This window comes from Streptomyces rishiriensis (assembly GCF_003112535.1).
Classification (GTDB): Bacteria; Actinomycetota; Actinomycetes; order Streptomycetales; family Streptomycetaceae; genus Streptomyces; species Streptomyces rishiriensis.
On record NZ_BEWA01000019.1, the window covers coordinates 131,307 to 157,711 of the forward strand.

At 73.2% G+C, this 26,405-nt stretch carries 25 protein-coding genes, 1 tRNA gene and 1 pseudogene; 16 read left to right on the top strand and 11 right to left on the bottom strand.

All coding sequences use genetic code 11. The annotated features are described in order from the left end of the window. Positions 1-49: 49 nt before the first annotated feature. Both Sri02f_RS30815 and Sri02f_RS30820 read left to right on the top strand, forming a co-directional pair. A tRNA-Leu gene (locus Sri02f_RS30815) sits at positions 50-136 on the top strand. A gap of 300 nt (positions 137-436) precedes the next feature. Next, complete coding sequence (locus Sri02f_RS30820; protein WP_109004608.1) at positions 437-1,897, top strand: DUF2252 domain-containing protein; 1,461 nt, start codon at positions 437-439, stop codon at positions 1,895-1,897. Here the strand turns inward: Sri02f_RS30820 and Sri02f_RS41405 are convergent. Further along, positions 1,894-2,031 (bottom strand): hypothetical protein, encoded by a 138-nt coding sequence (locus Sri02f_RS41405; RefSeq protein WP_159106801.1) that lies wholly within the window; start codon positions 2,029-2,031, stop codon positions 1,894-1,896. The two genes, Sri02f_RS30820 and Sri02f_RS41405, sit on opposite strands and share 4 nt — an antisense overlap. A 30-nt stretch (positions 2,032-2,061) precedes the next feature. Here Sri02f_RS41405 and Sri02f_RS30825 point away from each other — a divergent pair, with 30 nt between their 5' ends. Both Sri02f_RS30825 and Sri02f_RS30830 read left to right on the top strand, forming a co-directional pair. Then, complete coding sequence (locus Sri02f_RS30825; RefSeq protein ID WP_109004609.1) at positions 2,062-2,859, top strand: J domain-containing protein; 798 nt, start codon at positions 2,062-2,064, stop codon at positions 2,857-2,859. Positions 2,860-2,917: 58 nt separating this feature from the next. Then, positions 2,918-3,247 (top strand): rhodanese-like domain-containing protein, encoded by a 330-nt coding sequence (locus Sri02f_RS30830; protein WP_109004610.1) that lies wholly within the window; start codon positions 2,918-2,920, stop codon positions 3,245-3,247. A gap of 189 nt (positions 3,248-3,436) precedes the next feature. Here the strand turns inward: Sri02f_RS30830 and Sri02f_RS30835 are convergent, their stop codons facing one another. The 6 genes from Sri02f_RS30835 to paaA all read right to left on the bottom strand — a co-directional run bounded on the left by Sri02f_RS30835 (position 3,437) and on the right by paaA (position 8,518). Further along, positions 3,437-4,624 carry an acyl-CoA dehydrogenase family protein gene (locus Sri02f_RS30835; protein ID WP_109004611.1) on the bottom strand — a complete coding sequence of 396 codons (1,188 nt, stop codon included), beginning with the start codon at positions 4,622-4,624 and terminating at the stop codon, positions 3,437-3,439. Positions 4,625-4,706: 82 nt separating this feature from the next. Further along, complete coding sequence (locus Sri02f_RS30840; protein ID WP_109004612.1) at positions 4,707-5,849, bottom strand: 2Fe-2S iron-sulfur cluster-binding protein; 1,143 nt, start codon at positions 5,847-5,849, stop codon at positions 4,707-4,709. Next, positions 5,849-6,493, bottom strand: a complete 645-nt coding sequence (gene paaD / locus Sri02f_RS30845) for a 1,2-phenylacetyl-CoA epoxidase subunit PaaD (RefSeq protein ID WP_109004613.1) — start codon at positions 6,491-6,493, stop codon at positions 5,849-5,851. The genes Sri02f_RS30840 and paaD overlap by 1 nt, the downstream gene beginning before the upstream one ends. Further along, complete coding sequence (gene paaC / locus Sri02f_RS30850) at positions 6,487-7,227, bottom strand: 1,2-phenylacetyl-CoA epoxidase subunit PaaC (protein ID WP_109004614.1); 741 nt, start codon at positions 7,225-7,227, stop codon at positions 6,487-6,489. The genes paaD and paaC overlap by 7 nt, the downstream gene beginning before the upstream one ends. Then, a complete protein-coding gene (paaB, locus tag Sri02f_RS30855; protein WP_109004615.1) occupies positions 7,224-7,511 on the bottom strand; it encodes a 1,2-phenylacetyl-CoA epoxidase subunit PaaB in 288 nt (95 codons plus the stop codon). Before paaB ends, paaC begins: the two co-directional genes overlap by 4 nt. Further along, entirely contained in the window at positions 7,508-8,518 is a 1,011-nt protein-coding gene (gene paaA, locus Sri02f_RS30860) for a 1,2-phenylacetyl-CoA epoxidase subunit PaaA (protein ID WP_109004616.1), read from the bottom strand. The genes paaB and paaA overlap by 4 nt, the downstream gene beginning before the upstream one ends. A gap of 284 nt (positions 8,519-8,802) precedes the next feature. Between paaA and Sri02f_RS30865 the strand changes: the two genes are divergently transcribed. The 3 genes from Sri02f_RS30865 to Sri02f_RS30875 are packed head-to-tail and all read left to right on the top strand — an operon-like array spanning position 8,803 to position 11,839. Continuing rightward, the gene (locus Sri02f_RS30865) at positions 8,803-9,816 is read left to right on the top strand and encodes a DUF5819 family protein (protein WP_109004617.1); all 1,014 of its coding nucleotides are present in this window, start codon (positions 8,803-8,805) and stop codon (positions 9,814-9,816) included. Further along, positions 9,813-11,054, top strand: coding sequence for an HTTM domain-containing protein (locus Sri02f_RS30870; RefSeq protein WP_109004618.1), 1,242 nt, complete (start codon positions 9,813-9,815; stop codon positions 11,052-11,054). The genes Sri02f_RS30865 and Sri02f_RS30870 overlap by 4 nt, the downstream gene beginning before the upstream one ends. Beyond that, complete coding sequence (locus Sri02f_RS30875) at positions 11,051-11,839, top strand: TrmH family RNA methyltransferase (RefSeq protein WP_109004619.1); 789 nt, start codon at positions 11,051-11,053, stop codon at positions 11,837-11,839. Before Sri02f_RS30870 ends, Sri02f_RS30875 begins: the two co-directional genes overlap by 4 nt. 72 nt (positions 11,840-11,911) lie before the next feature. Here Sri02f_RS30875 and paaN read toward each other — a convergent pair whose 3' ends face one another. Further along, positions 11,912-13,606 carry a phenylacetic acid degradation protein PaaN gene (gene paaN / locus Sri02f_RS30880; RefSeq protein ID WP_109004620.1) on the bottom strand — a complete coding sequence of 565 codons (1,695 nt, stop codon included), beginning with the start codon at positions 13,604-13,606 and terminating at the stop codon, positions 11,912-11,914. A 159-nt stretch (positions 13,607-13,765) separates the two neighbouring features. On the opposite strand from paaN, the gene Sri02f_RS30885 reads away from it, so the two are divergent. Together Sri02f_RS30885 and Sri02f_RS30890 are read left to right on the top strand one after the other, a co-directional pair. After that, positions 13,766-15,280 carry a 3-hydroxyacyl-CoA dehydrogenase gene (locus Sri02f_RS30885; protein ID WP_109004621.1) on the top strand — a complete coding sequence of 505 codons (1,515 nt, stop codon included), beginning with the start codon at positions 13,766-13,768 and terminating at the stop codon, positions 15,278-15,280. Next, on the top strand, positions 15,277-15,888 hold the full coding sequence (locus Sri02f_RS30890) for a TetR/AcrR family transcriptional regulator (protein WP_109004622.1): 612 nt from the start codon (positions 15,277-15,279) through the stop codon (positions 15,886-15,888). The genes Sri02f_RS30885 and Sri02f_RS30890 overlap by 4 nt, the downstream gene beginning before the upstream one ends. A gap of 81 nt (positions 15,889-15,969) precedes the next feature. On the opposite strand, the gene Sri02f_RS30895 is transcribed toward Sri02f_RS30890, so the two are convergent. Then, positions 15,970-16,425, bottom strand: coding sequence for an Lrp/AsnC family transcriptional regulator (locus Sri02f_RS30895; protein ID WP_069771564.1), 456 nt, complete (start codon positions 16,423-16,425; stop codon positions 15,970-15,972). 346 nt (positions 16,426-16,771) lie between these two features. Between Sri02f_RS30895 and pdhA the strand changes: the two genes are divergently transcribed. The 5 genes from pdhA to Sri02f_RS30925 all read left to right on the top strand — a co-directional run bounded on the left by pdhA (position 16,772) and on the right by Sri02f_RS30925 (position 22,664). Next, complete coding sequence (gene pdhA, locus Sri02f_RS30905; RefSeq protein ID WP_109004623.1) at positions 16,772-17,905, top strand: pyruvate dehydrogenase (acetyl-transferring) E1 component subunit alpha; 1,134 nt, start codon at positions 16,772-16,774, stop codon at positions 17,903-17,905. Beyond that, positions 17,905-18,909: an alpha-ketoacid dehydrogenase subunit beta gene (locus Sri02f_RS30910; protein ID WP_109004624.1), complete on the top strand. Its 1,005-nt coding sequence runs from the start codon at positions 17,905-17,907 to the stop codon at positions 18,907-18,909. The genes pdhA and Sri02f_RS30910 overlap by 1 nt, the downstream gene beginning before the upstream one ends. Then, positions 18,909-20,264, top strand: coding sequence for a dihydrolipoamide acetyltransferase family protein (locus tag Sri02f_RS30915; protein ID WP_109004625.1), 1,356 nt, complete (start codon positions 18,909-18,911; stop codon positions 20,262-20,264). The genes Sri02f_RS30910 and Sri02f_RS30915 overlap by 1 nt, the downstream gene beginning before the upstream one ends. Before the next feature lie 82 nt (positions 20,265-20,346). Continuing rightward, the gene (locus Sri02f_RS30920; protein WP_245970882.1) at positions 20,347-21,273 is read left to right on the top strand and encodes an NTP transferase domain-containing protein; all 927 of its coding nucleotides are present in this window, start codon (positions 20,347-20,349) and stop codon (positions 21,271-21,273) included. Further along, complete coding sequence (locus Sri02f_RS30925) at positions 21,270-22,664, top strand: molybdopterin molybdotransferase MoeA (RefSeq protein ID WP_109004626.1); 1,395 nt, start codon at positions 21,270-21,272, stop codon at positions 22,662-22,664. The genes Sri02f_RS30920 and Sri02f_RS30925 overlap by 4 nt, the downstream gene beginning before the upstream one ends. A gap of 54 nt (positions 22,665-22,718) precedes the next feature. Here Sri02f_RS30925 and Sri02f_RS30930 read toward each other — a convergent pair whose 3' ends face one another. Then, on the bottom strand, positions 22,719-23,834 hold the full coding sequence (locus tag Sri02f_RS30930) for a potassium channel family protein (protein ID WP_109004718.1): 1,116 nt from the start codon (positions 23,832-23,834) through the stop codon (positions 22,719-22,721). A gap of 123 nt (positions 23,835-23,957) precedes the next feature. Here Sri02f_RS30930 and Sri02f_RS30935 point away from each other — a divergent pair. Together Sri02f_RS30935 and Sri02f_RS30940 are read left to right on the top strand one after the other, a co-directional pair. Then, positions 23,958-24,665, top strand: a pseudogene (locus Sri02f_RS30935) (potassium channel family protein); the annotation flags it as partial. 68 nt (positions 24,666-24,733) lie between these two features. Continuing rightward, positions 24,734-25,714 (top strand): NAD(P)H-quinone oxidoreductase, encoded by a 981-nt coding sequence (locus Sri02f_RS30940; protein WP_109004628.1) that lies wholly within the window; start codon positions 24,734-24,736, stop codon positions 25,712-25,714. A 41-nt stretch (positions 25,715-25,755) separates the two neighbouring features. Here Sri02f_RS30940 and Sri02f_RS30945 read toward each other — a convergent pair whose 3' ends face one another. Next, entirely contained in the window at positions 25,756-26,295 is a 540-nt protein-coding gene (locus tag Sri02f_RS30945; RefSeq protein WP_245970883.1) for a hypothetical protein, read from the bottom strand. Positions 26,296-26,405 lie beyond the last annotated feature (110 nt).

Genomic DNA, 26,405 nt, shown 5'->3' on the forward strand with positions numbered 1-26,405 from the left:
TCGGAAGGCGGCAGGCCGAAAAGCCCACAAGCCCGAGGACACACCCAATGCGCGGGTGGCGGAATAGGCAGACGCGCTGGATTCAGGTTCCAGTGCCCGCAAGGGCGTGGGGGTTCAACTCCCCCCTCGCGCACCAGCCGAAAGCCCCGTAGGTCATCGACCTACGGGGCTTTCGCATGTCCCGGAGCGGGGGTCTGGCGCGGGCCGGTGCAGTGGGTCCGAGCAGGTCATGATTGCTCACCGTGTGTGAGGAACGTCTCAGGGGTGTGGCCGGTGGAGGGGTGGGGCGTTTCACGTGAAACATCCCTCGCGACGGCCGGAGGGGACCGAGCCCTCCAGGGCCTGACGGGTTCCCGCCCGCGGCTGTACGGTCTGCACGAGTTGATGTTCGGCTCGTCGGGTCGACGGCGGGCGTACGTGTGCGGGGGAGGCGGTCATGGCGACCGAGGCCGAGGGTGCAGGGGCGGGAACGGGCGAGGCGCGCAGGCTCCCCCGGGTGCGAGGGTTCGCCGAGTGGCCCGCCGGGCGTCCGGGCGAGGCGGGATCGGACGGGGCCCCCTTGACGCCCAAGGAAGAGGGTCGGCAGTTGCGCCGCAGGGTGCCGCGGTCGGCGCACGCGGAACTCGTCCTGGACGCCTCCAGGCCGGACGCGGTGGCGGCGGTCGAGGAGTCCGGCCTGGGCCGGATCCCGGAGCTCACGCCGATAAGGGTCGGCCGGATGGCGGCGACGCCGTTCGCCTTCCTGCGCGGCTCGGCGGGGCTCATGGCCTACGACCTGGCCCGCACCCCCATGACCGGGGTGCGCGCCCAGATCTGCGGGGACGCCCACGCCGCCAACTTCGGTCTGTACGGCGACGCCCGGGGCGGTCTGGTCATCGACCTCAACGACTTCGACGAGACGGTCGAAGGCCCCTGGGAGTGGGACCTCAAGCGCCTCGCCGCCTCTCTGGTGCTCGCGGGCCGGGAGGCCGGCGCGGACGAGGACACCTGCCGCCGGGCGGCGCACGGCGCGGCCGGCTCCTACCGGCGCACCATGCGGCTGCTGGCCAAGCTGCCGGTGCTGGACGCCTGGAACGCCATCGCCGACGAGGAACTGGTCTCCCACGCCGACGCCCACGACCTGCTGGGCACGCTGGAGCGGGTCTCGGAGAAGGCGCGGGCCAACACCAGCGGGCGGTTCGCGGCCAAGTCGACCCAGGCGACGCAGGACGGCGGTCGCCGCTTCGTCGACGCGGCGCCGGTGCTGCGCCGGGTCCCGGACGCGGAGGCCCATGCGGTGGCCGCGTCCCTGGAGCACTATCTGACCACTCTGTCCGAGGACCGTCACCCGCTGCTGTCCCGTCACGCGGTGCACGACGTCGCCTTCCGCATCGTCGGCACGGGCAGCGTGGGGACGAGGTCGTATGTGGTCCTGCTGCTGGACCACCGCGGCGAGCCGCTGATCCTGCAGGTGAAGGAGGCCCGTGCGTCGGCGCTGGTCCCGCACCTGGTGACCGCCGGTTTCGACGCGCCGCAGGTGGACCACGAGGGCCGGCGGGTGGTGCTCGGCCAGAAGCGCATGCAGGTCGTCAGCGACATCCTGCTCGGCTGGACGACGGTCGACGGACGCCCCTTCCAGGTACGGCAGTTCCGCAACCGCAAGGGCAGCGTCGATCCGGCAGCCCTCGCCGCCGACCAGGTCGACGACTACGGCCGGATGACCGGCGCTCTGCTGGCCCGCGCGCACTCCCACAGCGCCGACCCCCGGCTGATCGCCGGCTACTGCGGCAAGAACGAGGAACTCGACGAGGCGATCGCGACGTTCGCCGTGGCCTACGCCGACCGCACCGAGGCCGATCACACGGACTTGGTCGCGGCGGTACGGGCGGGAAGGATCGCGGCCGAGACGGGGGTCTAGCGCCGCGCCGGGCTCATGGCGGTGCGCGGCGGGGTGTGCAGGCGCACTGCGTCCGCGGGGTCCGCGGGGTCTATGGGGTCCGTGGTGTCCGTGGCGTGCTCGCCGTGGCGTCGGCCGAGGGTCTGTTCGGCCATGATCGGCCGGAGAGGCCCTAGGCTGGTCGGGTGACGACCCCCGAAGCTGAGCAGCCCCGGCCCGAGGCGCGGCTGGAGCAGGCCGTGCGGGCCGCCGAGCAGGCGTTGATCGAGTTCGAGATCGCGGTGGAGACCTTCCGCGTCGAGGTCGAGAACTTCTCGCGGCTCCACCACCAGAAACTCGGTCCCATGTACGCCCGGCTCGACGAGCTCGAAGCGCAGATCGCCGAGGCCAGGGCAGCCCGCACCGGTGACCCCGAGGATCAGCGCAGGGCCGCCGAGGCGCGGGCCCGGGTGCTGCCGATGCCCGGGGTCGAGGAGCTGTTCCACGGCTGGATGGACGGCGAAGGGCTGTTCCCGGAGGCCGCGGCGATGCTCACGGACCAGTCGGTGCGGCCCCCCGAGCGGGTGCGGCCCAGCGAGGAGGCCCGCAAGCTCTACCGCGAGCTGGCCCGCAAGGCGCACCCCGACCTGGCCCAGGAGGACGACGAGCGGGCCCGGCGCGAGGAGTTCATCACCCGCGTCAACGCGGCCTACGCGCGGGGCGACGCGGTCCTGCTGCGCGAGCTGGCCGAGGAGTGGGCGGCCGGCCCGGCTCCCGCCGAGCGCACCCCGAGCCCCAGCGAGGAGCTCTACGCGCGGCTGGAGTGGCTCGCCCAGCGCAAGGAGATGCTCACGCTGGTCGCGCGCGAGCTGGAGGACAGCGCGATCGGCTCGATGCTCCGGATGGCCCCGGACGACCCCGATCGTCTCCTGGACGAGATCGCCGACAAGCTTCTCGCCGACGTCTCCGCCCGCGAGGCGGAGCTGGCCGAACTGGTGGGCTGACGCCGTCGTTCCGTGGCGTCCGTCGGGTAGCGTCGGGTCCATGAGTTTCGGAGCTGGTGTGCCCACGGTCGAGGTCGGGGACCTCAAGGACGACGACTTCCTGCTGGACGTCCGCGAGGACGATGAGTGGCAGGCGGGGCACGCCGAGGGGGCGCTGCACATTCCCCTCAGCGAGTTCGTCGCCCGCTACGGAGAGCTGACCGAGGCGGCTCCGCAGGACGGTCGGATCCATGTGATCTGCCGCTCCGGCGGTCGTTCGGCCCAGGTCACCATGTACCTCGCGCAGCAGGGCATCGACGCCGTCAATGTCGACGGCGGCATGCAGACCTGGGCCGTCACGGGCCGCCCGGTCGTCACGGACGCGGGCGAGCCGGGCTTCGTCCTCTAGGACCGCCGAGTCCCACGGTGCCGTCCCTCGTCCTGTCCCACGCCTGGTGGGGCGGCCCTGGGCGGCCCTGTGGGGTGGCCCTGCCGGGCTGTCGCGTGGGGCGGGCGTTCCTTCGGGGTGGTTCCGTCGGCCGGTGGAGTCCGGACGCGTCGCTCGCGTCCTGGGTGCGGGATCGGCCGCAGCTCCCGGTCAGCCGAGGGGATGGGCGGCGAGCAGGTCGCCCAGCGCCTCCTCGTGCGCCGCGGCCGGGCCCAGCGACAGTTCCAGATGCTTGGCCCAGGCGTGGTACCGGTGCAGGGGGTAGTCGACGTCGGCTCCGAAGCCTCCGTGCAGATGCTGCGCGGTCTGCACGATCCGCCGGACGCCGTCCGAGGCCCAGATCTTGGCCACGGCGACGTCCCCGGACGCCGGCAGCGCGCCCGGCGCTCCTGAGGCGATCCGCCACGCGGCCTGCCACAGGGTGACCTCCATCGCGCGCAGGTCGATGTAGCGGTCGGCGGTCTGCACGGCGACGGCCTGGAAGCTGGCGATGGGGTGACCGAACTGCTCGCGCTTGCTCGTGTAGTCGCCGGTCATCCGCAGTACGCGCTCGCCCAGTCCGAGGGCCAGGGCGCACGTCCCCGTGGCGAGCAGGGAGCGGAGACGCTCCCATGCGCCGTCGGCGGTGATGACGTCCCGAGCGGGGATCCGCGCCGATTCCAGGCGCAGTTCGCCGAGCCGTTCGCCGGTGGTGGATATCTGCTCGGCGAGTACGACTCCCCGGTGCTCGCGCGGGACGAGGGCGAGGACGCTGCGGTCGTCCCCGGTGCGCGCCGGAACGAGGATGAAGTCGGCGTCGTACGCCCACGGCACGGCCGTCTGCACACCTTCCAGCACCCAGGTGCCACCGCCCGTGCCGGTGTCCGACGTGGAGTCTGTGCCTGCGTCCGCGTCGTCGGCGTTCTCCAGCCGGGCGGTGACGGCGAGTTCGGCCGGGTCGTGGCCGGTGCGGCCGTTGGCGGCGACCGTCAGGACGACTTCGCCCCGCCCCGCCCGGGCGAGCAGAGCCGACCTCGGCTCCGGCCCGCCGTAGGCCTGTACGGCGGCCAGGGCGGCGCTGTGCTCCAGCAGCGGCACCCGTGCCAGCACCTTCGCCGACTCGCGCAGCACCAGGCAGAGCGCGACCGCGTCCAGGCCGGAGCCGCCGGACTCCTCGTCCAGCAGCAGACTCAGCAGGTCGGCCGCCGCCAGCCGGTCCCACAGCGCGCGGTCGAAGGAGTCGGCCACGGCGCCCCTGGTGAGCGCGGGGCTCGGCACGCCGTCGGGGGCGACCCCGGCGAACACTCCCCGCGCCGCCTCGGCCGCGGCCTGCTGCTCCTCGGTGAAGGTGAAGTCCACGGCCTGTCCTCCCGACGGGTCAGCTGATCTGACGGGTCGTCAAGATAGAACAGGTTCTAGAAGAAGGGAACGGGCGGGTAGCTCAGCGGTCGAAGTCCACCTCCACCGCCTCCGTCACCGGGTGCGACTGGCAGGCCAGTACGTATCCCGCGTCCGTCTCCTCCGGCTCCAGGGCGAAGTTGCGGTCCATGCGCACCTCGCCGGAGACCAGGAAGGCCCGGCAGGTCCCGCACACCCCGCCCTTGCAGGCGTAGGGCGCGTCGGGACGGTTGCGCAGCACCGTCTCCAGGACCGACTCCCCGTCCCGCACGGGCCAGCTGCCGCCCCGGCCGTCGAGCCGGGCGGTCACGGTGCTGTGGGCGGGTGCCGCCGACTGCGCCGGCGGCAGTGCGGCGTCCACGTGGAAGACCTCCTCGTGGATCCGGGACCGCGGCACCCCTGTCTCGCGCAGCGCCTGCTCAGCGCCCTGTACGAGCCCGAACGGCCCGCACAGGAACCACCCGGCCACCTGCCGCACCGGCAGCAGCGAGGGCAGCAGCCGGGTCAGCCGCTCCCGGTCCAGCCGCCCGGAGGGCAGACCTGCCTGCTGCTCCTCGCGGGAGAGGACGGTGACCAGCTGGAGACGCTCGGGGAAGCGGTCCTTCAGGTCGGCGAGCTCCTCCAGGAACATCGTCGAGGCGGCCGTCCGGTCGCTGCGCAGAAGACAGAAGCGGGCGGAGGGCTCACGGGCCAGCAGCGTGGCGACGATCGACAGCACCGGAGTGATGCCGCTGCCGCCGACGATCCCCGCGTAGAGGCCGGGCGCGGGGTCCAGGGTGAAGCGGCCCGCCGGAGTCATCACGTCGAGCTCGTCGCCGACGCCGATCTCCTTCATCGCGTACGTCGAGAAGGATCCCCCCTCGACCAGCCGCACGCCCACGCGCAGGGTGCGGGGCCCCGGGCCGCCGGGGTCGGGCGCGGGCGAGCAGATCGAGTACGTCCGCCGGACCTCGAACCCGTCAGCCGCGTCGGCCCCGTCAGCTCCGTCGGTGCCGTGGGCCCCGTCGGTCCTCTCGGCGCCGAGGGCTGCGTCGGTTCTCCCGGCCGAGCGGCGCAGGGTGAGGTGCTGTCCCGGAGCGTGCCGGAACTCCTCGCGCAGCTTTTCGGGGACCGTGAGGGTCAGGGCGACGGAGTCGTCCGTGAGGCGGTCCACCGCGGCCACGCGGAGCGGGTGGAAGCGCGCCATCACAACTCCTTGAAGTGGTCGAAGGGTTCGCGGCAGGCCAGGCAGCGCCGCAACGCCTTGCAGGCGGTGGAGGAGAAGCGGCTCAGCAGCTCGGTCTCCGCGGAGCCGCAGAGCGGGCAGCGGATCGGGTCCGCCGCCGCGACCGGGGCCTCTGCCGGCGTTTGCGCCGACGCTTGTGTCGGCTCCACGACCGCGGCCGCGGACCCGGCCGGGACCGCGTGGCCCGCGGCCGCCGCGACCGGGGTGCGACCGGTGGTCCGGCCGGATCGGGTCGGTCCCAGTTCCAGCGGCACCGGTCCCGGGCCGCGCACGGCGCGCGGCGGCGCTATGCCGAACTCCCGCAGCTTGCGGCGCCCTTCGGCCGAGATGTCGTCGGTCGACCAGGCGGGCGTGAGCACGGTGCGCACCGTCACCTCACGCACCCCGTGCGCGTGCAGCGCCCGCTCGATGTCCAGGGACATCGCCTCGATCGCCGGGCAGCCGGTGTAGGTGGGGGTCAGCTCCACCTCGACGGCGTCCGCGTGACCCAGGCGCACCGCGCGCAGCACGCCGAGTTCCTGGAGGGTGAGCACGGGCAGTTCGGGGTCGGGCACCGCGCCGGCGACCTCGAACAGCTCCGCCTCCAGCGCGGTGGGCGTCACCATGTCGCCCCCGGGTGGCTGCGGTGCAGATGCTGCATCTCGGCGAGCATCCGGCCGAACGACTCGGTGTGCAGACCCTCGCGGCCCGCGCCGGCCGTCCACGCTCCGGTGCGCGGCCCCTCGGGCAGCGCCAGACCGGCCCGCCCCAGGATGCCGCCCACCGACTCCAGCCAGTCCGGTTCCAGGCCTGCCGGGTCGAGGTCGAGACCGTCCAGGGGACGGAACATCTCGCCGGTGAACCGCCACAGGGCCGTGCAGGCGCGCCGCATGCGCTCATGGGCGACGTCGGTGCCGTCGCCGAGCCGCAGCGCCCACTGCTCGGCGTGGTCGCGGTGGTAGGCGACCTCCTTGACGGCCTTGGCGGCGAGCCCCGCGAACGGGCTCCGCCCGGCCGCCAGCCGGTCGTACAGCAGGTGCTGGTACGTGGAGAAGTACAGCTGGCGGGCGATGGTGTGGGCGAAGTCGCCGTTGGGCTGTTCGACCAACTGCACGTTGCGGAAGGCCCGTTCCTCCCGCAGGTAGGCCAGGTCGTCCTCGTCGCCGGCCATCGACAGCAGGATCCGGGCCTGGCCGAGCAGGTCGAGCGCGATGTTGGCGAGCGCGACCTCCTCCTCCAGCACGGGCGCGTGGCCCATCCACTCCCCCAGACGGTGGGAGAGCACCAGGGCGTCGTCGCCCAGGGCGAGCGCGGCGGTGGTCGTGTGCGCCGCCGTGGGCGCGGGTGCCTGGCGCGTCACAGGTGCTTCACCCCCTCCGGGATCTCGTAGAACGTCGGGTGGCGGTAGGGCTTGTCGGCGGCCGGCTCGAAGAACGGGTCCTTCTCGTCCGGCGAGGAGGCCGTGATCGCCGAGGACGGCACGACCCAGATGGAGACGCCTTCGCCGCGGCGGGTGTACAGGTCGCGGGCGTTGCGCAGGGCGAACTCGGCGTCCGGCGCGTGCAGGCTGCCGGCGTGGGTGTGGGAGAGGCCGCGCCGGGAGCGCACGAACACCTCCCACAGGGGCCAGTCGGTGTCGGTCATGCCTGCTCCACTTCCGTCCTGGGGCTGTGCTTGGCCGCGTAGGCCGCGGCTGCCTCGCGTACCCACGCGCCCTCGTCGTGTGCGCGTTTGCGCTGCGTGATGCGTTGCTCGTTGCACGGCCCGTTGCCCTTGAGGACTTCCTTGAACTCGGTCCAGTCGATCGGGCCGAAGTCGTAGTGGCCGCGCTCCTCGTTCCACTTGAGGTCCGGGTCGGGGAGCGTCAGGCCGAGGGACTCCGCCTGCGGGACGCAGATGTCGACGAAGCGCCGGCGCAGTTCGTCGTTCGAGTGGCGCTTGATCTTCCAGGCCATCGACTGCGCGGAGTGCGCGGACTCGTCGTCGGGCGGGCCGAACATCATGAGTGACGGCCACCACCAGCGGTCCACCGCGTCCTGGGCCATCGCGTGCTGCTCCGGGGTGCCGCGGCTGAGGGCCAGCAGGAGTTCGTAGCCCTGGCGCTGGTGGAACGACTCCTCCTTGCAGACGCGGACCATGGCGCGCGCGTACGGGCCGTAGGAGCAGCGGCACAGGGGGACCTGGTTGGTGATCGCGGCGCCGTCCACCAGCCAGCCGATCGCGCCGACGTCCGCCCAGGTCAGGGTCGGGTAGTTGAAGATCGACGAGTACTTCTGGCGGCCGGTGTGGAGCTTGTCGAGCAGGTCCTCGCGACTGGCGCCGAGGGTTTCGGCCGCGCTGTACAGGTAGAGCCCGTGGCCCGCCTCGTCCTGGACCTTCGCCATGAGGATGGCCTTGCGGCGCAGGGAGGGCGCGCGGGTGATCCAGTTGGCCTCCGGCTGCATGCCGATGATCTCGGAGTGGGCGTGCTGGGCGATCTGGCGCACCAGCGTCGCGCGGTAGGCGTCGGGCATCCAGTCGCGTGGCTCGATGCGTTCGTCGGCGGCCACCGTGGCGTCGAAGACGCGCTGGTACGTCTCGTCGGCGATGCCGCCCTCCTGGCCGGCGTTCCCGTGTGTGCGGGCCGTCTGGTGCGCGGCTGCTGTCGCCATGCGGTCCCCCTTGACCTAGGGCCTCGGCTGGACGCCGTGGCCTCGGCTCTGCCCGAGCCTTCTCCCGACCGATCGTTCGGTCCGTGCGATTCCATGGTGGGACGGCCGTCGTATGGTGTCAACCGCTGTGGATAACCTGCGGGTGTCCCTGTGGACGACCGCTTCGCCCCCGGCCCGTTCCCGGCGCCGCCGGGGGGAGGGCTGCGCCGAACGGGTGATGCTGAGTACCGTTCGCGATTGCGCGACGCAGCGCGAGGACGACCGGGATCGGGGAACGGGGCGGAATGGACGCGTACGACGGAGGCTCCGGCGCTCCACAGGGGCGCAGCGGACCGGGGGAGGCGCGGGCGCCGCGCGCCGAAGACGCACTTCCCGGCGGCGCCCTGCCCGGCCCGCGATCCGAACTCCCGAGCCCTGATGCCGGACCGTGCGCCGAGCTCGGCGAGGCCCAGGCCGACGCCCGCGAGGCCGACGCCCCCGAGGCGGGCAACCCTGAGGCCGGTGAGCGGGAGGCTGTCGCTCCTGAGGCGGGCAACCCTGAGGCCGGTGAGCGGGAGGCTGTCGCTCCTGAGGCGGGCAACCCTGAGGCCGGTGAGCGGGAGGCCGTCGCCTCTGAGGCCGGCGACCCCGGGGGCAGCGCCACCGGGCCTCGTACCGGTGTGGCGGCGTTGTCCCCGCGCTATCAGGTCTGCGCCGCGCTGGCGCTCGCCGTGGTGGCGGTCGCCGTCTGTCTGCACGTCGGGATGGTGTTCCTGCACGTCGCACCGTCGAACACCGTCACCAAGGCGCACGGCAAGGCGATCGACGAGTGGATCTACCCGGAGTTCGAGCAGAACTGGAAGCTGTTCGCGCCGAACCCGCTGCAGCAGAACATCTCCGTCCAGGTCCGCGCCCAGGTGCGCACCGCGGACGGCGGATCGCGGACCACCAACTGGTACGACCTGTCCGCGCAGGACGGCCGGGCCATAGACGGCAACCTGGTGCCGAGCCACACCCAGCAGAACGAGCTGCGCCGCGCCTGGGACTTCTTCACCGCGACGCACGACAACGACAACCGCTCGGCCGGCGTCCGGGGCGCGCTCGCCGAGACGTATCTGCGCCGCATCGTGGTGCTGCGGCTGGAGCGCGGCGGCCTGACGGCCGACGGCGGTGTCGTGGAGCGGGTCCAGGTCCGCTCCCGGACCACCAATGTGACCCCGCCGAAGTGGAGCACCGAGAAGGTGTCGACGAGCCCGGTGTACCGCGAACTGTCCTGGTGGTCGGTGCCGGACGGCGCGACTGAGGGAGGCACGAGGTGAACCGGTTCTCCTTGTCGGTGTCCGCCGGCATCGCCCGTGTCACGGAGTCGGCCTTCGGGCCGTACCAGAGCGCGGTGGTCCGTATCGGCTTCAGCGTGACCTGGCTGCTGTTCCTGTTGCGCGAGATCCCCCACCGTGAGGAGCTCTACGGTCCCGACGGCCCCTGGAACTGGGAGCTGGCCCGGCAGCTGATCGACTCCAACGGGGCGTTCACCGCCTTGATGTGGTCCGACGGGCGGGGCTGGTTCGAGCTCGTGTACGCGCTCGCGCTGCTCTCCAGCGCGCTGCTGCTGCTGGGCTGGCGCACCCGCACGATGTCGGTGCTGTTCATGGTCGGCGTGCTCTCGCTGCAGAACCGGAGCGTCTTCGTCGGCGACGGCGGCGACAACGTGCTGCACCTGATGTCGATCTACCTGGTCTTCATGCGCTGCGGCCGGGTGTGGTCGCTGGACGCGCGACGGGTCCGGCGCGAGCAGGAGGCACGCGCGCGGGGAGAGCGGGTCACGGACCGGGTCGGCCCCGTGCTGTGGGCCGTGACCGGGTGCGCACTGATCACGGTGACCGTGGCGGACCGTTTCCACAGCGAGTGGTTCATTCCCGCGCTCCTGTGGGCGGCGTGGTGCGCGCAGGGGTTGTGGTGGGCCGTCGGGCGGCTGAGGAAGTCGGCGGAGCCGCGGATCCTGCTCGACGTGATCGGCAACGTCCTGCACAACGGCGCCCTGGTCGTGATCATGGTCGAGGCCTGTCTGATCTACGCGACGGCCGGCTGGTACAAGATCCAGGGCTCGCGCTGGCAGGACGGCACCGCCGTGTACTACCCGCTCCACCTGGACTACTTCTCACCCTGGCCGATGCTCGCCGACCTGCTGTCCGCCAGCGGCACGATGGTCATGATCGTGACTTACGGGACCGTCATCGTGCAGGTGGCCTTCCCGTTCACCCTCTCCAACCGGCGGCTGAAGAACGTCCTGCTGGCGGTGATGATGCTCGAGCACTCGGTGATCGCCGTCGTGCTGGGGCTGCCGTTCTTCTCGCTGGCGATGATCGCGACCGACGCCGTCTTCCTGCCCACCCCGTTCCTGCACCGGCTCGGCGGCTGGGCGGCACGCGCGCGTGGGCGGCTGTTCTCCGACGGCGACGGCGACGGCGGCGGCGACCGTGACGGCGGCGGCAGAGCCGCGCCGGAGCCCACGGACGAGGAAGGCGCCGCGCCCGCGCGCGTAGGGTTCACGGCATGACCGACCCCCTGAGCGCCGGCCGCGATCCGCTCGGCCGGTGGCACAGGCTCGCCGACGACGCCGTGCTGCTCGACGGCTTTCACGCCCTCAAGCACGCCGTGCGGTTCGGGGCCGAGATCCCGGTGGCGGTCGCCGTCGACCGGCGCGCGGCTCTCGCCCTCGCCGAGGAACTCGCCCCCGACGTGCGCGGGACGCTGGACGGGCTGCTGACGGAGGTCGCGGAGGCGACGTACGCCTCCCTGGTGCCGCGCCCGCATCCCACCGCGGTCGCCGCCCTGGCCGTGCGGCCCACCCGTGCGGCCAACCTGGAGCAGCTGGGACGCTCGCCCCGGACCGCTCCCGTCGTGGTCCTCGACCACCCCCGCAACCTGGGCAACGCGGGAGCGGTGATCCGGCTGGCCGCCGGGTTCGGGGCGACCGCGGTGATCACCACCGGCACGCTCGACCCCTGGCATCCGACCGTGCTGCGCGGCGGGGCGGGGCTGCACTTCGCGACCGCCGTGGAGCGGATGGCCGTCGACGAGCTGCCCGACGGCCCGCTGTTCGCCCTCGACCCGGAGGGCGACGACATCCGGGGCGTCGAGCTCCCCGACGACGCCCTCCTCGCGTTCGGCTCGGAGCGCAGCGGGCTCTCCGCCGAACTGCGCGCGCGGGCCGACCATCTCCTGGCCCTGCCGATGCGCCCCCAGGTCTCCAGCTACAACCTCGCGACCAGCGTGGCCATGACGCTGTACCACTGGAGCGCCTACGGAGGCGCGCCGCCCGGCGCGCCTCCCGTCCCTTAGGCCCCTTGGCCCGCCCAGGGCCGCAGGACGGATGTCCTGCGACCCTCAGGCGTCCCACGGACCTCCCGGACCTCAGGCGTCCCTGCGGACCTCCACCACCCGGAACCGGCTGGCGACGAACGCGCCGTCGGTGAGGGCCGCGTTGGCCGCCGGGTTGCCGCCCGATCCGTGGAAGTCGGAGAACGCGGCCGTCTGGTTGACGTAGACCCCTCCGGTGAGGTTCAGGGACAGCTGGGCCGCCTCTTCCAGGCAGACCTCCTGGATCGCCTCCTCCACCTCGCCGTCCGTGGTGTACGCGCCGACCGTCATCGCGCCCTTCTCGCGCACCGTGCGCCGCAGCAGGGCGATCGCGTCGGCCGCCGAGTCGACCGCGACGGCGAAGGAGACCGGGCCGAAGCACTCGCTCATGTAGGCGGCCTCGTCGTCCGGCTTTGCCCCGTCCAGCTTGACGATCACCGGGGTGCGCACGACCGCGTCCGGGAAGTCGGGGTTGCTCACCTCGCGGGAGGCGAGGGCGACTTCGCCGAGGCCCGCCGCCGCCTCCAGGCGGGCCTTGACGTCCGGGTTGACGATCGCGCCGAGGAGGGCGTTGGCGCGGGCGTCGTCGCCGAGGAGGCCGTCGACCGAGCGGGCGAGGTCGGCGACGACCTCGTCGAAGCTCTTCGGGCCCTCGTCGGTGAGGATGCCCGCGCGGGGGATCAGCAGGTTCTGGGGGGTGGTGCACATCTGGCCGCTGTACAGGGACAGCGAGAACGCCAGGTTGGCGAGCATGCCCTTGTAGTCGGCGGTGGAGTGCACGATCACCGTGTTGACGCCGGCCTTCTCGGTGTAGACCTGCGCCTGGCGGGCGTTGGCCTCCAGCCAGTCGCCGAAGGCGGTGGAGCCGGTGTAGTCGACGATCCTGATCTCGGGCCGGGTGGCCAGGGTCTTGGCGATGCCCTCGCCGGGACGTTCGGCGGCGAGCGCCACCAGGTTCGGGTCGAAGCCGGCGGCGGCGAGCACCTCCCGGGCGACGCTAACCGTGAGCGCGAGCGGGAGCACCGCGCGCGGGTGGGGCTTGACCAGGACCGCGTTGCCGGTGGCCAGGGAGGCGAACAGGCCGGGGTAGCCGTTCCAGGTGGGGAAGGTGTTGCAGCCGATGAGCAGGGCAATGCCGCGCGGGACCGGTGTGAAGCTCTTGGTCAGCGTGAGCGGGTCGCGCTTGCCCTGGGGCTTGCTCCACTCCGCCGTGCCGGGGGTGCGGACCTGCTCCGCGTACGCGTAGGCCACCGCTTCCAGACCGCGGTCCTGCGCGTGCGGGCCGCCGGCCTGGAACGCCATCATGAAGGCCTGGCCGGAGGTGTGCATGACCGCGTGGGCGAACTCGTGCGTCCGGTCGCTGATCCGCTTGAGGATCTCCAGACAGACCACCGCGCGGACCTCCGCGCCCGCGTCCCGCCAGGCGCGCTGTCCGGCCGTCATGGCGGGCAGCAGTTCGTCCACGTCCGCGTGCGGGTACGTCACGCCCAGCGCGGCGCCGTACGGCGACACCTCGCCGCCCACCCAGTCGTCGGTGCCGGGCTGGCCGAGGTCGAGGCGGGTGTTCAGGACGGCGTCGAAGGCGGCCTTGCCGGCCGCCGCGTCCAGGCTGCCGTTCTCCCCGTAGGCCTTGGGGTGTTCCGGGTGCGGGGACCAGTACGCGCGGGTGCGGATCGCTTCCAGGGCCTGGTCGAGGGTGGGCCGGTGCTGAGCGATCAGAGCGTGCGCGGTCAGTTCGGCGGCGGCCATGCGGGACCAACTCCTCGTCTTGAGAACTCTCCGTCGAGCTCGTGGCCTGGCGGAAACCTGGGCGGGAACAGCCAGTCACCGCTAGAGTAACCGAACGATCGGTCGGGACAAGGGGGCCTGCCGCATCTGTGGAAATCCCCGTGCGGGAGGATCGCGCACATGACAGCACTCGACCTCAGCAGCCCCGTGGCCGTCGTCGGCGCCGGCACCATGGGCCAGGGCATCGCCCAGGTCGCGCTGGTCGCCGGCCACCGCGTGCGGCTGTACGACGCCGTCCCGGGCCGCGCCCGTGAAGCGGCCGCCGCGATCGGCGCCCGCCTCGACCGGCTCGTCGAGAAGGACCGCCTCGCGGCCGGTGACCGCGACGAGGCATGCGCCCGTCTGCACGCCGCCCAGGACCTCGCCGACCTCGCCGACTGCTCGTTGGTCGTCGAGGCCGTCGTCGAACGCCTGGACGTCAAGCAGGAACTGTTCCGGCAGCTGGAGGACGTGGTCGGCGAGGACTGCCTGCTCGCCACCAACACCTCGTCCCTGTCGGTGACCGCCGTCGGCGGCGCCCTGCGCAACCCCGGCCGATTCGTGGGCCTGCATTTCTTCAACCCGGCACCGCTGCTGCCGCTGGTCGAGGTGGTCTCGGGGTACGCCACCGACGTCACCTCGGCCACGCGCGCGTACGAGACCGCCCGCGCCTGGGGCAAGACGCCGGTCGCCTGCGCCGACACCCCCGGCTTCATCGTGAACCGCATCGCCCGGCCCTTCTACGCCGAGGCGTTCGCCGTCTACGAGGCACAGGGCGCCGACCCCGCCACCATCGACGCCGTCCTGCGCGAGTCGGGCGGCTTCCGGATGGGCGCCTTCGAGCTGACCGACCTGATCGGGCAGGACGTCAACGAGTCGGTGACGCACTGCGTGTGGCAGTCCTTCTTCCAGGACGCGCGCTTCACGCCCTCGCTCGCCCAGCGCCGCCTCGTCGAGTCGGGCCGGCTCGGCCGTAAGACCGGCCAGGGCTGGTACGACTACCGGGAGGGGGCCGAGCCCGCCGAGCCGCACACCGCGGAGAAGGCCCAGCCGCCCGCCTACGTCGTCGCCGAGGGCGACCTGGGCCCCGCCTCGGAGCTGCTCGCGCTGATCCGGGAGGCGGGCATCCAGGTCCGCGAGGAGGAAGAGGACCACGGCACCCGCCTGGTGCTGCCCAGCGGTGGCCAGCTGGCCCTCGCCGACGGCCAGACCTCCGTGGAGTTCCGGGACGTCGTCTACTTCGACCTCGCCCTGGACTACCGCAAGGCCACCCGCATCGCCCTGTCCGCCTCGCAGGACACCGCCCCGCAGACCATGTCCGAGGCGATCGGCCTCTTCCAGGCGCTCGGCAAGAACGTCAGCGTCATCGGCGACGTCCCCGGCATGATCGTCGCCCGCACGGTCGCCCGCATCGTCGACCTCGCGCACGACGCCGTGGCCAAGGGCGTCGCCACCGAGGAGGACGTCGACACCGCGATGCGCCTGGGCGTGAACTACCCCCTCGGCCCCTTCGAGTGGAGCCGCAGGCTGGGCCGCATGTGGGCCTACTCCCTCCTCGACGACCTGCACGACCGCGACCCCGGCGGCCGCTACGCGCCGTCCCTCGCGCTGTACCGGCACTCCTACGCCACCGAGAAGCGGGAGGGCGCCTCGTGACCACCGCCAAGCGCGACACCTACACCCCGGAGACCCTGCTCTCCGTAGCCGTCCAGGTCTTCAACGAGCGTGGCTACGACGGCACCTCCATGGAGCACCTCTCCAGGGCGGCCGGCATCTCCAAGTCGTCGATCTACCACCATGTCGCCGGCAAGGAGGAACTGCTGCGGCGGGCCGTCAGCCGCGCCCTGGACGGCCTCTTCGGGATCCTCGGCGAGGAGCACGCGCGTGTGGGGCACGCCTCGCACCGCCTGGAGTACGTCGTGCGGCGCATGGTCGAGGTGCTGATCGGCGAACTGCCCTACGTGACGCTGCTGCTGCGCGTACGCGGCAACACCGACACCGAGCGGTGGGCACTGGAACGGCGCCGGGACTTCGACCACCGCGTCGCCGACCTGCTGCGGGCGGCCGCCGCCGACGGGGACGTCCGCGGCGACATGGAGGTGCGGCTCGCCACCCGCCTGGTCTTCGGCATGATCAACTCGATCGTCGAGTGGTACCGGCCCGGCGGCCGGGGGATGGTCGAGAGCGAGGTGGCCGACGCGGTGGTGCGGCTGGTCTTCGAGGGCCTGCGGACGGCCCCGGCCGGGCCGGACACCCCGGCCTGACCCGTCCACCCGGCCGGCCCTGTTCACCCGGCCGGCCCTGTTGACCAGGCCGGACCGGCGCTCTCAGGCTCGGTCCGCCGCTCAGCCCTGTGGCTCCAGGTCCTCCTCCTCGAACACCAGCAGCGTGCGGGTGCTGAGCACCTCGGGGATCGCCTGGAGCCGGGTCAGCACCACCTCGCGCAGTGCCCTGTTGTCGGGCGTGTGCACCAGCAGCAGGACGTCGAAGTCGCCCCCGACGAGGGCGATGTGGGAGGCGCCGGGCAGCTGTCTGAGCTGCTCGCGCACCGTCCGCCAGGAGTTCTGCACGATCTTCAGGGTGATGTAGGCGCTCGTGCCCTGTCCGGCGCGCTCGTGGTTCACGCGGGCGCCGAAGCCGCGGATGACCCCGTCGTCGATGAGCCGGTTGATCCGCGCGTAGGCGTTGGCCCGCGAGACGTGGACCCGCTCGGCGACCGACCGTATCGAGGCGCGGCCGTCCGCCTGGAGCATCTGCAGGATGTCCTGGTCGATCGCGTCGAGCGGTCGCGCCGGCGGCAGCGCGGCGCCTGCCGACGGCGGGAGAGCCGTCGACGGCGCGGGACCGCTCGACGGCGGAGGTCCTCCGGACGGCGTAGGGCCGGCCGACGGCGGGGGCCCGCTCTGCGCGGGGCTGCTCGGCGGAAGCGCGGCACCGTTCTCCGGCCCTTCGGCCATTTGTTCAGGTGCCATGTCCCCCCGCCTTCCCAGCATGGACGTACTGCGTCCATCTCAGGTTGTGGAGAACCGTTTGTCCACAGCCTGAGGGGGCCTGTAGCCAAAATGTGCCGACGACCGAACAATCGGTAGGTGAGGCGGGTCACACCCGACACGCCTCCCGTAGCCGCATCCCCGAGGAGGTGCCGTCATGACGGTCATGGAGCAGCGGGGCACGTACCGGCCGACTCCGCCGCCGGCCTGGCAGCCCCGTACCGACCCCGCGCCGCTGCTGCCCGACGCGGTGCCGTACCGCGTCCTCGGCACCGACGCGGCCGCACAGGCCGACCCGGAGCTGATGCGCCGGCTGTACGCCCAGCTGGTGCGCGGCCGCCGCTACAACGTCCAGGCCACCGCACTCACCAAACAGGGCAGACTCGCCGTCTACCCCTCCAGCACCGGCCAGGAGGCCTGCGAGGTCGCCGCCGCGCTCGTCCTGGAGGAGCGCGACTGGCTGTTCCCCAGCTACCGCGACACCCTCGCCGTCGTCGCACGCGGTGTGGACCCGGTCGAGGCCCTCACTCTGCTGCGCGGCGACTGGCACACCGGCTACGACCCCTACGAGCACCGGGTGGCTCCCCTGTGCACCCCGCTCGCCACCCAGCTTCCGCATGCCGTGGGCCTCGCGCACGCCGCCCGCCTCAGGGGCGACGACGTGGTCGCGCTCGCCATGGTCGGTGACGGCGGCACCAGCGAGGGCGACTTCCACGAGGCGCTGAACTTCGCCGCCGTCTGGCAGGCGCCGGTCGTCTTCCTCGTACAGAACAACGGCTTCGCGATCTCCGTCCCCCTCGCCAAGCAGACCGCCGCGCCCTCGCTGGCCCACAAGGCCGTCGGATACGGCATGCCGGGTCGCCTGGTGGACGGCAACGACGCGGCCGCCGTGCACGAGGTGCTGGCCGACGCCGTGCGCCGGGCGCGGGAGGGCGGCGGTCCGACCCTCGTGGAGGCGGTCACCTACCGCATCGACGCCCACACCAACGCCGACGACGCCACCCGCTACCGCGGCGACGCAGAGGTGCAGACCTGGCGTGAGCACGACCCGATCCAGCTGCTGGAGCGCGAGCTGACCGCGCGCGGGCTGCTCGACGAGGACGCCCGGCGGTCCGCGCGGGACGCGGCCGAGGCGATGGCCGCGGACCTGCGTGCCCGGATGAACCAGGACCCGGTCCTCGACCCGATGGACCTGTTCTCCCACGTCTACGCCGAGCCCACTCCGCAGCTGCGCGAGCAGCAGGCGCTGCTGCGGGCCGAGCTCGAGGCCGAGCAGGAAGGCGCGCACTGATGACGACCGTCGCCCTCAAGCCCGCCACCATGGCGCAGGCCCTCACGCGCGGGCTGCGCGACGCCATGGCCGCCGACCCCGCCGTGCACGTCCTGGGCGAGGACGTGGGCGCTCTCGGCGGTGTCTTCCGGGTCACCGACGGGCTGGTGAAGGAGTTCGGCGAGGACCGCTGCACGGACACACCGCTCGCCGAGGCCGGCATCCTCGGCACCGCCGTCGGCATGGCCATGTACGGCCTGCGGCCGGTCGTGGAGATGCAGTTCGACGCGTTCGCCTACCCGGCGTTCGAGCAGCTCATCAGCCATGTCGCCCGGATGCGCAACCGCACGCGTGGCCGGATGCCCCTGCCGATCACCGTCCGCGTGCCCTACGGCGGCGGCATCGGAGGCGTCGAGCACCACAGCGACTCCTCCGAGGCCTACTACATGGCGACCCCGGGCCTGCACGTCGTCACGCCCGCCACGGTCGCCGACGCCTATGGCCTGCTGCGCGCCTCCATCGCCTCCGACGACCCGGTCGTCTTCCTCGAACCCAAGCGCCTGTACTGGTCCAAGGACGCCTGGAACCCGGAGGAGCCGACGGACGTCGAGCCGATCGGACGTGCGGTGGTGCGGCGTCCGGGCCGCAGCGCCACACTGATCACGTACGGGCCGTCGGTTCCGGTCTGCCTCGAAGCCGCCGAGGCGGCGCGCGCCGAGGGCTGGGACCTCGAGGTCGTCGACCTGCGCTCGCTGGTGCCCTTCGACGACGAGACGGTCGCCGCGTCGGTACGCCGTACCGGCCGCGCGGTCGTCGTCCACGAGTCGGGCTCCTATGGCGGCCCGGGCGGGGAGATCGCGGCCCGTGTCACCGAGCGCTGCTTCCACCACCTGGAGGCGCCGGTGCTGCGCGTGGCCGGGTTCGACCTGCCGTATCCGCCGCCGATGCTGGAGCGCCACCACCTGCCCGGCGTCGACCGCATCCTCGACGCCGTGGCGCGGCTGCAGTGGGAGGCCGGGAACTGATGGCACAGGTACTGGAGTTCAAGCTCCCCGACCTCGGTGAGGGGCTCACCGAGGCGGAGATCGTCCGCTGGCTGGTCCAGGTCGGCGACGTCGTGGCCGTCGACCAGCCGGTCGTCGAGGTGGAGACGGCCAAGGCGATGGTCGAGGTGCCCTGCCCGTACGGCGGCGTGGTGACGGCCCGTTTCGGCGAGGAGGGCACGGAACTGCCCGTCGGCGCCCCGCTGATCACGGTCGCGGTCGGCGCGCCGGCCTCCGACGCCGAGGCCGGGGCCGGGGGCTCGGGCAACGTGCTCGTCGGGTACGGCACTTCGGAGGCGCCCGCGCGCAGGCGCCGGGTCCGCTCCACGCGGCCGGAACCCGCCGTCACCGTCGCGGTCGGCGGCACGGCCCCGATGGTGCCGGTGGCCCCCGTGGCCGCCGTGACCCCGGTCGCCCCGGCCTCCTCGGCGGCCCCGGCGGAGGGGCCCGGCGGGCCCGTTCCGGTGATCTCCCCCCTGGTGCGCAGGCTCGCCCGGGAGAACGGGCTGGATCTGCGGGAGCTCACGGGCTCCGGGCCCGAGGGGCTGATCCTGCGGGCGGACGTGGAGAACGCGCTGCGGGTGGCCGTGCCGCGAGAAGAGGCGGCACAGACGGCCCAGCAGCCATCCGCACCCTCCGCCCTCGCCGGTGGCCGCCGCGTCCCGCTCAAGGGCGTCCGGGGCGCCGTCGCCGACAAGCTCTCCCGCAGCCGGCGCGAGATCCCGGACGCGACCTGCTGGGTGGACGCCGACGCGACCGAACTGATGCGGGCGCGGACCGCGATGAACGCGGCCGGCGGGCCGAAGATCTCCCTCCTCGCGTTGCTCGCCCGTATCTGCACCGCGGCGCTGACCCGCTTCCCGGAACTCAACTCCACCGTCGACCAGGCCGCCCGTGAGGTCGTCCAGTTCGACCAGGTCCATCTCGGCTTCGCCGCACAGACCGAACGGGGCCTGGTCGTGCCCGTGGTCCGTGACGCGCAGGCGCGGGACGTCGAGGGGCTCACCGCGGAGTTCGCCCGGCTCACCGAGGCCGGCCGCCAAGGGCGCCTCACCCCCGCGGAGCTGACCGGCGGCACCTTCACGCTGAACAACTACGGCGTGTTCGGCGTCGACGGCTCCACGCCGATCATCAACCACCCCGAGGCGGCCATGCTCGGCGTCGGCCGCATCGTCCCCCGACCGTGGGTGCACGAGGGCGAGCTCGCGGTGCGCCAGGTCGTCCAGCTCTCGCTCACCTTCGACCACCGGGTGTGCGACGGCGGCACGGCGGGCGGCTTCCTGCGTCATGTCGCGGACTGCGTGGAGCAGCCGGCGGTGCTGTTGCGCACCTTGTGACCGTGGGCGCGTCGCCGCGCTTCCCGCGCCCGCCGGGGTCCCGGGGGCCCGAAACCCCGGGACCGGCCCGCATACTCGGGGGGTGACCTCGAACGAGCCCGCCGCCCACGACGCCGTCGTGCTCGCCGGCGGCGGCGCCCGTCGGCTCGGCGGGGCCGACAAACCCGGCGTGCCGGTGGGCGGGCGCGCGCTGCTCGACCGGGTGCTGGGCGCCTGCGCCGACGCCCGTGCCACCGTCGTCGTCGCGGACCCCCGCCCCACCGTCCGGCCCGTGTGCTGGGCCCGCGAGGACCCGCCCGGCGCGGGGCCCGTCGCCGCGCTCGACGCCGGGCTGCGCCGTGTCACGGCGGACGATGTCCTCGTCCTCTCCGCCGATCTGCCCTTCCTCGCCCCGGACACCGTGCGGCGGCTGCTGACCGCCCTGCGCTCCGGCGGCGCCGAGGGCGTGCTGCTCACCGACGCGGACGGCCGCGACCAGCCGCTCGTCGCCGCGTACCGCTCGGCGGCGCTGCGCCGTGAACTGGCGGTGCTCGCCGCCGCCCACGGCGGCCTCGCCGGGCTGCCCCTGCGCCGGCTGACCGCCGGACTCGACCTCGCCCGCGTCCCCGACCCGGTCGGGTCCTTCGACTGCGACACCTGGGACGACATCGCCACTGCCAGGGCACGTATCAGGGAGCATGACCACGTGTTGGATGAATGGATTTCCGCAGTCAAGGCCGAACTGGGCGTCGACCTCGACGTCGACACCGGCGTCCTCCTCGACCTCGCCCGGGACGCCGCCCACGGTGTGGCGCGGCCGGCGGCCCCCCTGACCACCTTCCTGGTCGGCTACGCGGCCGCGCAGGGCGCGGGCGGCCCCGAGGCCGTCGCCGAGGCCGCCCGCAAGGCCGCCGAGCTGGCGGTGCGCTGGGCCCAGGAGGCCGGGCAGGAGGCCGGGCAGGGAGCCGAGCGGGCGGCCGGGCAGGACAAGACCGCCGAGACCGGCGGTCCGGGACCGGACGCCGGATGACCCCGCACGGCGCCCGGCAGGGCCTCGACGCCGAGGACCTCGACGTCGAGGAGGCGCTCGCCCTCGTGAAGGACGGCAACGGTTCCACCCGCCCGACCGGCGGCCCCCGCCCGGCCCAGCGCGAGCCCGGCGTCCCGCCGTCCGCCGGGGGCGCGGACGCGGGGCACCGGACCGCCGCGGAACATCGCCACCGCGCCACCGCCTGGCCGGAGGCCCGGACGATCGCCGCCCGCGCCGCCCGGTCGGGCCCCCGTCCCGCCCCCGTCTCCGTCGGCCTCGGCGACGCCCTCGGTCTGGTTCTGGCCGCCCCGCTGACCGCGCTCACCGACCTGCCCTCGTTCGACACGTCGGCGATGGACGGATGGGCGGTCGCGGGTCCCGGGCCCTGGCTCGTACGGGAGGAGGGCGTGCTCGCCGGGAGTTCCGCGCCCGCTCCCCTCGCCGACGGCGAGGCCGTCCGGATCGCCACCGGGGCCCGGATCCCCCCGGACACCACCGCGGTGCTGCGCAGCGAGCACGGCCGCACCGACGACAGCGGCCGGCTGCATCCGACCCGCGAGATGCAGCACGGTCAGGACATCCGCCCACGCGGCCAGGAGTGCCGCTCCGGTGATCAGCTGCTGCTCGCCGGAGCGGTGGTGACGCCGGCCGTCCTCGGTCTCGCCGCCGCCGCCGGGTACGACACGGTGACCGCCGTGCCCCGGCCCCGGGTCGAGGTCCTGGTGCTCGGCGACGAACTGCTCACCGAGGGCCGCCCGCACGACGGCCTCATCCGGGACGCGCTCGGTCCCATGCTGCCGCCGTGGCTGCGGGCTCTGGGCGCCGAGGTCATCGCCGTACGCAGGCTCCGTGACGACGCGAAGGTCCTGCACAGGGCCATCACCTCGTCCGGGGCTGATCTGATCGTCACCACCGGGGGCACGGCCTCGGGGCCTCACGACCATGTGCACCCCACGCTGCGCCGGCTCGACGCCGAGCTCCTCGTCGACGGAGTCACGGTGCGTCCCGGGCACCCCATGCTGCTGGCGCGCGTCAAGGAAGGCCAGCACCTCGTCGGTCTGCCCGGAAACCCGCTCGCGGCCGTCTCCGGCCTGCTCACGCTCGCCGAGCCGCTGCTGCGCACCCTCGCTGCCCGCGGGGCTCCCGAGTCGTACACGCTGCCCTTGCGGGAGGCGGTGCACGGGCACCCGCACGACACCCGGCTCATCCCCGTGGTCCTGCGGGGCGACCACGCCGTGCCGCTGCACTACAACGGTCCGGCCATGCTGCGCGGCATCGCGGCGGCCGACGCCCTCGCCGTCGTACCGCCGGGCGGGGCGCGGGCGGGTCAGGAGGCGCAGTTGCTGGATCTGCCGTGGGCGACCGCCGGGATCGGCGCATGTTTCACGTGAAACACGCGCTGTCGTTTCACGTGAAACCCCGCCCTCGTTTCACGTGAAACACCGTCATGTCCGCTCGGGAGCCGGAACGGCTCGGGTGACCGTGATCACCCGGTCCCCCTGCTCCAGACGGGCGAGCCTGGGGTCGGTGTAGTCGAGCAACTCCTTGCCGCGGACGACGGCCACGACGAGATCCGTGCAGGCGCGGGGCTCCTTGCCCGCTTCCGCCTTGGTGATCGGGCGCTCGACGAGGTCCAGGCCGCTGCCGATGGTCATCAGGCTCTCCAGTGTCCTGGCGACCGTCGGGCTGATCATCGACACACCGAGCAGGCGTCCGGCGGAGCTGGAGCTGGTGATCACGGTGTCCGCGCCGCTCTGCTTGAGCAGCGGCACGTTCTCGTCCTCGCGGGCGGCGACCACGATCGTGGCGCGCCGGTTCAGCTGACGGGCCGTGAGGGTGACCAGTGCGGCCGTCTCGTCCCGTTGCGGCGAGACGATCACCCGGGACGCGTTGTGCACCTCGGCTTTGACGAGCGTCTCCGAACGCGTGGCGTCCCCGGTGACCGACACCAGTCCGTCGTCCCCGGCGACGAGCGCAGCCTTGCGCTGGGCGTCCACCACGACGATGTGGTCCTTGGGGACGCCCTGCCCGACGAGGGTCTCCACCGCGTGGCGGCCCTTGGTGCCGTACCCGACGACCACGACGTGGCCGCTGGTGCGGGCGCGCCAGCGGTGGACGCGGACCTGCTGGCGGGTGCGCTCGGTGAGCACCTCCAGGGTGGTGCCGACCAGGATGATCAGAAACAGCACGCGCAGCGGTGTGATGACCAGGATGTTGACGAGCCGGGCCGTGTCGCTGACCGGGGTGATGTCGCCGTAGCCGGTGGTGGAAAGGGTGACGGTCGCGTAGTAGGCCGCGTCCAGCAGGCCGACGGAGCCGTCCGAGTTGTCGTTGTAGCCGTCATGGTCGGCGTAGACGATCAGGGTGGTGACGGCCAGTACCAGGAGCCCCAGGGCGAGTCGCCGCAGCACCTGCTGGAGCGGGGGCACGCCGACGCGCACGGGCATCGTGATGGAGCGCCCCGCCTCGGCGTCGTCGCGGGCTTCGGTGCGCGAGCGGTACCAGAGGGACCTGAACAGTGAGAGCCTGGTCGGGCCGGGCTGTCGTTCGTGGTCCTTCATCGTGTGCCCCCTGCTGACGGTGATCGGATCGGTGGGCACCATGGTTCCCGGCGGGTTCGCGCCCGCCATGGATCAACACATGTCCTCGGCCCCCCCAGATGCCCATGATCCCCGGAGGTCCTCTTGCGCGACCACACTGTCGTCGTCGGCTTCGGCACGAAGGGCCGGTCCGCGATCCGGACGGCCTGTGCGGCGGGTCTGCGCAAGGAGCAGGTCGTGGTGATCGACCCGAGCGCCAAGGCGGTCGACGCGGCGCGGGCCGACGGCTACGAGGGCGTGGTCGGTGACGCGACGCGCAGCGATGTGCTGCGGCGGGCCGAGGTGCAGCGGGCGGGGCGGATCGTGATCGCGACCCAGCGCGACGACACGGCCGTCCTGGTCGCGCTCACCGCCCGCCAGCTCAACCCGGGGGCGAAGATCGTGGCGGCGGTCCGCGAGGAGGAGAACGCGCCGCTGCTCAAGCAGTCGGGAGCCGACGAGGTCATCACCAGCGCCGGGGCGGCCGGGCGGTTGCTGGGTCTGTCCGTGCTCAGCCCGGCGGCGGGCCGGGTCATGGAGGACCTGATCCAGCAGGGCGACGGGCTCGACCTGGTCGAACGGCCGGTCACCAAGGCCGAGGCGGGCCGCGGTCCGCGCGAGACGGCCGACCTGGTGGTCAGCGTCGTGCGCGGGCATCGCGTCCTGGACTACGACGACCCGGCGATCGGGGTGCTGCAGCCCACGGACCGGCTGGTGTCGATCGTGCGGGTCGGGCCGGACAGGGCGCACACCAACCTCGGCGGTCCGGGGATGCCCGGGGTACCACCGCTGCCGCCGCTGCCGCCGGCCTGAACTCTGCGGCGACCGCCCGTCGTTACGCCGCGGTCCTTCGGCCGGGGGCGAGGAGTAGCGTCGTCCTCATGTATGCGATCACGATTCCCGAACCTGGTGGTCCCGAGGCGCTGGTGTGGGACGAGGTTCCCGATCCCGTCCCCGGCGAGGGCGAGGTCCTGGTCGAGGTGGTGGCCGGCGCCGTCAACCGCGCCGACATCCTGCAGCGGCAGGGCTTCTACGACCCGCCGCCCGGCGCTTCCCGCTACCCCGGCCTGGAGTGCTCCGGGCGGATCGCCGCGATCGGCCCCGGCGTCTCCGGTTGGACCGTCGGCGAAGAGGTGTGCGCGCTGCTCTCGGGCGGCGGCTACGCCGAGAAGGTCGCCGTGCCGGCCGGCCAGCTGCTCGCGGTGCCCGAAGGCGTCGACCTCCGGCAGTCCGCTGCGCTCCCCGAGGTGACCAGCACCGTCTGGTCGAACGTCTTCATGATCGCCCATCTCCGTCCCGGCGAGACGCTGCTCGTGCACGGCGGTTCCAGCGGCATCGGCACCATGGCGATCCAGCTGGCCAAGGCGGTCGGCGCGCGGGTCGCCGTCACCGCGGGCACCAAGGAGAAGCTGGACCGGTGCGCCGAGCTGGGCGCCGACATCCTGATCAACTACCGCGAGCAGGACTTCGTCGCCGAGGTGAAGCAGGCCACCGCCGGCGCCGGCGCCGACGTCATCCTCGACAACATGGGCGCGAAGTACCTGGACCGCAACGTCCAGGCCCTCGCCGTCAACGGCCGTCTCGCGATCATCGGCATGCAGGGCGGAGCCACGGCCGAGCTGAACATCGGCGCGCTCCTCGGCAAGCGTGCCGCCATCAGCGCGACCTCGCTGCGGGCCCGTCCCCTGGAGGAGAAGGCCGCGATCGTGGCGGCCGTGCGCGAGCACGTCTGGCCGCTGGTCGCCGCCGGCCGGGTACGCCCCGTCGTCGACCGCGAAATCCCGATGAGCGACGCGGCCGCCGCCCACCGGGTCGTCGAGGAGAGCGGCCACGTCGGCAAGGTGTTGCTGGTCGCGCCCTAAGTGTATTGATCACGAGCGGTGCCGTCCGGCTCGGTGCGGTGTCAGCTGCGGCGCAGGCGCAGGGCGGCGATCGCGAGGGCGATTCCGAGGCCGATGAGGACGAGCCCGCTGCCGAGCGGCAGGATCTGCAGGACGGGGCCGTCGGCCCGCTCCCCCTGCGTGCCAGCCTGCCGCACGGAGTCCTGGGGCTCCGCCGAGGTCACGGGAACGGACGCCTCGGGAGGCTGGGACGCGCTGTCGTCGGAGTGGTCGCCGTCGCCGGTCTCCGCCTCGCCGTCCCCGGTGTCGGGGTCGTCACCGGAGGCGTCCCCGCCGCCCGGGTCCTGCGTCGTGGCGTCCTCACCCTCGTCCTCCCGCCCAGGCCGCGCGCGTCCCTCGCCCGCCCGGCTGCCGGCCCGGTCGGGTTCGCGCGGGGAGGGGGAGGGCGTGGCCGGCGCGGGCGCGTCGGCGTACGCCGGGACGCTTCCGGGCGCCGATCCGGCCGCGTACGACGTGGCGCCCCCGTACGACAGCACGAGGGCTCCCGCCAGGGCCGTCATGGCCACCCGCGCGCCGCACCATGCCCACTGCACTGGAGTCACGTCCGTGACCCCCTCCCGATGACCGGTCGCCGACAAAACACTCACCAAGCGTTACATCGGCGAATTTCCCCCGCATTCCGGACTGCGCCGAACGGAAACGGTGGATCACC